Source organism: Archangium sp. (assembly GCF_036388035.1).
Taxonomy (GTDB): Bacteria; Myxococcota; Myxococcia; order Myxococcales; family Myxococcaceae; genus Archangium.
The window spans coordinates 1-5,132 of the sequence record NZ_DASVSO010000828.1; the positions used below are offsets into that span (position 1 = coordinate 1).

Consider the following 5,132-nt stretch of genomic DNA (forward strand, 5'->3'; position numbering starts at 1 on the left):
CCCTGCTGTCCCGGGAGGAGGAAGTGGCGCTCGCCCGGCACTTCCGCGAGCGCGGCGATTCCAAGGCCCGGGCCCGGCTGGTGGCCTCCAACCTGCGGCTGGTGGTGAAGCTGGCGCGGGAGCACCACCGTCCGCCCCTCCTCCTGATGGACCTCATCCAGGAGGGCAACCTCGGCCTGGTGCTCGCCGTGGAGCGCTTCGAGCCGGGACGCGGTGTGCGGTTGTCCACCTACGCGGCGTGGTGGATCCGCGCCTACCTGCTGCGCTTCATCCTGGAGAACTGGCGGCTGGTGAAGCTGGGGACCACGGACGTGCAGCGGAAGCTGTTCTTCCGGATGAGGCAGGAGGAGCGCCGCCTGCTCGCCTCGGGCCAGGAAGCCACACCGCGGCTGCTCGCCGCGAACCTGGGCGTTGACGAGGAGGATGTCGTCGAGATGGATCAGCGGCTGCGCCAGGACGACGTCCGGCTCGATGCACCCGCCGATGACGAGCAGGGCCGCCCCGTGCCGGCGCGCGCGGTGACCTCGGGGAGCCCCGCCGTGGACGAGGAGCTCGGCCGGAAGGAGCTCACGCACTGGTTCCAGGAGAAGCTCCACAAGTTCGCCAGCGGGCTGCACGACGAGCGCGAGCGCTACATCCTGGAGCACCGCCTGCTGGCCGAGGAGCCGGAGACGCTGCGCACCATTGGCGAGCACTTCCACGTCAGCCGCGAGCGGGCCCGTCAGGTGGAAGCGGGGCTGCTCGAGCACATCCGCGAGTACCTGCACGAGCGGATGCCGGACTTCGCGTGGATGCTCCCCGCCCCCACAGCCGAGCTACCAGCTCCGACCTGAGCGCGGGACACCCGACACGACACGGCAGGGGAATTGCACATGAAAGCCCGGGAACCCACGGGGGCGCATGCCGCCCCGAGGAGAAGTCGGATGCGGATCGGCGAGCTGATGACGAAGAGCCTGGAGACCATCGAAGCGGATGCGCCGCTGCGCTCGGCGGCCGAGCGGATGCGCGCGTTCGGCATCGGCGCGCTGCCGGTGGTGGATGGAGACCAGCTCGTGGGGATGGTGACGGATCGGGACATCACCGTGCGCGCGACGGCGGCGGGCAAGGATCCAAACCGGACGCAGGTGCGCGAGGCGATGACCCATGCCGTCATCACCTGCGACGCGGGCGCTCCCCTGTCCGAGGCCGAGCACCTGATGGAGGAGAAGGCGGTGCGGCGCCTGGTGGTGCTCGACGCCTACAAGAAGCCGGTGGGCATCATCAGCCTGGACGACCTGGCCACGGTGCCGGGCGAGGCGAAGCACGCGGGCGAGGTGCTCCGCGAGCTCAACACCCCGCAGTAGGCGGAGCACCTTCGGACGCGGAGGGATGGGCGGCGAACCACTCGAAGAGCGAGAGGGTGGCGCCGCTCAGTCGTTCCAGGGTGTCCTCCAGCGAGTCCTGGTTGCCCCAGAGGATGTCCCCCTCTCCATGCTGGTCGAGCAGCCCCCGGATGAAGTGGCACCAGTTGCCCGTGCCCTGACTCACGTAGAAGCCGTACGTCCGGCAGGCCATGGGCCGGTGCGCGTACACGCGGCACCCGCCCGACTCGCGATCGAGGAACGGGCAGGTGTAGGGCCGCTGCGTGTCCTGCAACCGCGCCGCTCGCGCCCGGGCCTCGGCCTGGGCCTCCAGTGACAGGGCCAGGAAGCCCTCCCAGAGGTACGTCCACTCCAGCCGGGTGACGGTGAGCGGCGCCGCCAGGTGGCGACAGCAGTGGTCGCATCCCTTGCGGCAGGGCCACCAGGTGTGGCTCCCGGTGGTGGACGACACCCGCTCGTCGATGCGCCGGTAGAGGTCCTCCAGCGTCTTCCGCTGCTCCTGGGTGAGTGACTCCATGGGAAAGGCATCTTGCGGCAGGAGGGGGTTTTCGCGGGAGACTCCCCGCCACCATGTGTGAACAGGCAGCCCCGGCAACGAATGTCCCGCCCCCGCTCGAGTCCAGGACCGGACGTGCGTGGACCAGCGGGCGCCCTGGCCTCTCGCGGCGACTGCCAGCCCTGGGACTGGTGCTCCTCACCGGGTGCGCCTCCATCACCCACGTGCGCCCCGTCCCTCGTGGTGCCCTGGTGGCCGAGGCCTCCGTCGGAGGCCCCTTCGCCCTGGTGAGCGGTATCCCCGTCCCGCTGCCGCTCACGAGCGTGGGCGCGACCTACGGGCTGCGGGAACGGCTCAGCGTCCACGGGCACGTGCAGCCCTCTCCGTTGATGTTCGGTGCGCTCGGCGGGGATGTGGGGGCCACGGGCCTGCTGCTGGAGGAACAGGGGGCGAGACCGGCGCTCGCGGCCTCGGGGCAGGTGAATGTGCTCACGGACTTTCGCACCGCCTCGTGGTGGTCCGCCGACGCGAGCCTCACCGCGAGCTGGCTCCTGGGGGAGCGGTGGATGCCCTACGTCACCACCACCGGGCAGCTGGACTTCCTCAACCAGCTCTTCCACGTCGCGCCCGGGGTGGGCGCACAGGTGCTGCTCGACCGGTGGACGCTCCAGGCCGAGGCCCGGCTCTACGCCCCCACGCGCCGCTCGGACATCGCCGCGTTGCCCTACGTAGGCATCGGTGGACGTGGCGCTTTCGGGCTGGTGCTCGGAGCGGGTTACCGGTTTGGCCTTTGAGTCGCGCCCAATCGACTCACCTCCTCAAGTAATCTGCTTCTTTCAACCCGACTTCAACCTGCTTTTGGGGAGTAATCACGGGGTGTGCCGGATTCGAGAAAGAATACTGGGTCGCTGCTTCTTTTTTCTCCACCAAACAAGGAGGAACCAGAACGAAAGAACGCCCGGAACAAACGTAAACAAGGCGTAAATCACCTTTTGCTCTAGCGTCACATCCTTTCCCATATACCAACCAAGCGCTGTCGGAATCGCAATACCAGCAAGAAAAGTCCAGAATCCCAGGGCCTGAGCTTCATCACTAATCACACGCTCCAGCTCCGCCAGATCACTCTCCATAACTTCATATGTTTGTATCTGCGAAATCCTCTTCAGCGAAACGGCTGGGGGTGGACTTTGTGGAACATTCAATGGCCCATTTCCGCCGGAGGATTGCATTATTTGGCAACTCCTTCGACAACACCTGCGATGACAAGGTTAATCAAAACCGTATTTCCACAGTTTCGACAAATCACAGCGACTGTAGGAAGAACCGTCCCACCGAGCTGTACAGGACCAGGAAACTCGCCCAAGGCAATTTGAATAATACCATCAACAGACCAGTTATTGGCCTCACACTGTCGACATTGGGACCCCTTCCACTTCTTATTTACATGCTCAATCAGAACTTTGTTTTGCTCTGGTGTAAGTGCCATGCTGCCCGTCTAGCACAATCAGCATGCGGAAGGGAATGGTGTCGTTCCTGTTCGGATGTCTCTGGTGACAAAGCAGGGCAGCAAACAGAGGCAGTAACAGTGAAGCGTCGCTCCGGTATTTGAAGCATAGACTGTTGTCACTCAGACACGGTCACCAAGCCCTCGGCGCCCCATAAAGCACAAATCGACTTGAGCTTGGAATCGCCGCAGTCACAACCAATAAAACTCGTAGACTTAAAAATCACGGCCAATAGCTCACACGGATCCGGCTCCAGCCGCGCTGGTCGTCCGCGAAGAGCAGCAGTCCGGCGGTGCCCGTGGAGACCAGCCTGGGGCGCGTGAGCTGATTGGCCGCCCTGCCCGTGTCATCCAGGCGCTCGGGCATTACCGTCGGACTTCCCGCCAGCGGTGGCACCGTGACGGAGTAGAGCGCGTTCTTGCCCGGCGACAGCTCCTGGAACACAGCGCGCACGTCCTCCCCCACTCGCGTCACCGAGGGGCGGAAGCGACTCACGAAGGCTTCGTCGTCCGCTCCTCCCTTCAATCCGGGAAGCGACGTCCACCCCGCTCCCGCACTCCACCGCGCGAACCGAACGTCCCGGTGTCCGCGCCGCGCCCGCAGGTCCTCCCATGCGAGCACCAGCGTTCCCTCGGGTCCCTCCGTGAGTACCGGGTCCGCCGCGAGCACCTCGGTCTCCGAAGGAGGTGACACCTTTTCCGGAGCCAGAAACCCGGGCCCCGAGGCACCTTCCGGGCGCGAAACGCTCGAACTTGTCCACTTAGTGGACAGGTTGCCGAAAACTGCTCCGGAGGTGCCCCCCTTCGGTGCCACCACCGCCCACACCTGCCAGTCCCGCTCGCGGTAATCCACCCACGCCACCGCCAGCGCCGACTCCGTCCACGCCAGCGTCGGCTGGGCCTGCATGCCTTCGATGCGCGAGGACTCCTCGCCGCCTGCGTCCACGCGTACCGACGTGCCCCAGGTGTGCCCACCGTCCACCGAGCGCGCCAGTCGCACCTTGGCGGCGAGCCCTTCGCGGAAGTCCGTCCACACGAGCGCCAGTGCCCCTCCGTCCGGACGGAAGGCGAGCCGTGGCTCCCACTGCGCCGCCCCGGTCGTCTCCACGTCCGTCACCGTGGAGAAGCTTCGGCCTCCATCCTCCGAGACAGCCACCTGGACCATGGCGGGATGCCCTGCCGCTTCCTCCTGCCACGCCACCACCACACGGCCCGCGCCGTGGGCGGCCACGGTCGGCCGCACCTGCCGCGCGAGCGAAGGCGCCACCGGCACCGCCTCGCGCCAGTGCGCCCCTCCGTCCTCGCTCACCGCGAGCATCACCTGCGGCCCTCCCGTGCGCGTGTCGCTGAAGGCCGCGTACACGTGCTCCTCACCATCCACCGCCGCCTCTACGTTGCTCTGGTGCCCGCGCTCCGCCGGTGCCACTTCCGACGATGCGAGCCCGGAACCGGGTGTCACCGAGAGGGCCGGCCCCGCCCGCGTGTCCCCGTGGAAGAACAGGTCCGCCCCCACGAAGGCCCTCCGGTACTCCCCTTCCCTCTTCCCACCCGGCAGCAGGGCCCGCCCCGCCTCCAGCAATCGCGCCCGGCGCTCGTCCAACGACAGGCCCGGCTCGCCCATCCCCGGGTCCTCCACTGCCCACGGGCCGATGTCCCGCCAGCCCCTCAGCGGATGGCTGCCCACGAAGCCTCGCGGCACCTCGTCTGGCGTCGCCTTGCGCGTCAGCCACACCTGCCCATCGAACCGCATGTCGAACAGGTTGCCGTGCAG

6 protein-coding genes are annotated in these 5,132 nt (G+C 67.0%); 3 read left to right on the plus strand and 3 right to left on the minus strand.

Going from position 1 to position 5,132, the window contains the following annotated elements; translation table 11 throughout:
• Both VF697_RS34145 and VF697_RS34150 read left to right on the plus strand, forming a co-directional pair.
• A partial coding sequence (locus tag VF697_RS34145; RefSeq protein WP_331101627.1) for a sigma-70 family RNA polymerase sigma factor occupies positions 1-833 on the plus strand: 833 nt, incomplete at its 5' end.
• Between the two features lie 90 nt (positions 834-923).
• Entirely contained in the window at positions 924-1,343 is a 420-nt protein-coding gene (locus VF697_RS34150; RefSeq protein ID WP_331101629.1) for a CBS domain-containing protein, read from the plus strand.
• Here the strand turns inward: VF697_RS34150 and VF697_RS34155 are convergent.
• A complete protein-coding gene (locus tag VF697_RS34155; RefSeq protein ID WP_331101631.1) occupies positions 1,327-1,878 on the minus strand; it encodes a YkgJ family cysteine cluster protein in 552 nt (183 codons plus the stop codon). The two genes, VF697_RS34150 and VF697_RS34155, sit on opposite strands and share 17 nt — an antisense overlap.
• A gap of 170 nt (positions 1,879-2,048) precedes the next feature.
• On the opposite strand from VF697_RS34155, the gene VF697_RS34160 reads away from it, so the two are divergent.
• Complete coding sequence (locus VF697_RS34160) at positions 2,049-2,651, plus strand: hypothetical protein (RefSeq protein WP_331101633.1); 603 nt, start codon at positions 2,049-2,051, stop codon at positions 2,649-2,651.
• 75 nt (positions 2,652-2,726) lie between these two features.
• Here the strand turns inward: VF697_RS34160 and VF697_RS34165 are convergent, their stop codons facing one another.
• Positions 2,727-3,086, minus strand: a complete 360-nt coding sequence (locus VF697_RS34165) for a hypothetical protein (RefSeq protein WP_331101635.1) — start codon at positions 3,084-3,086, stop codon at positions 2,727-2,729.
• A 498-nt stretch (positions 3,087-3,584) separates the two neighbouring features.
• Positions 3,585-5,132 (minus strand): sialidase family protein (locus VF697_RS34170; RefSeq protein ID WP_331101637.1); only part of this gene is annotated, 1,548 nt, incomplete at its 5' end.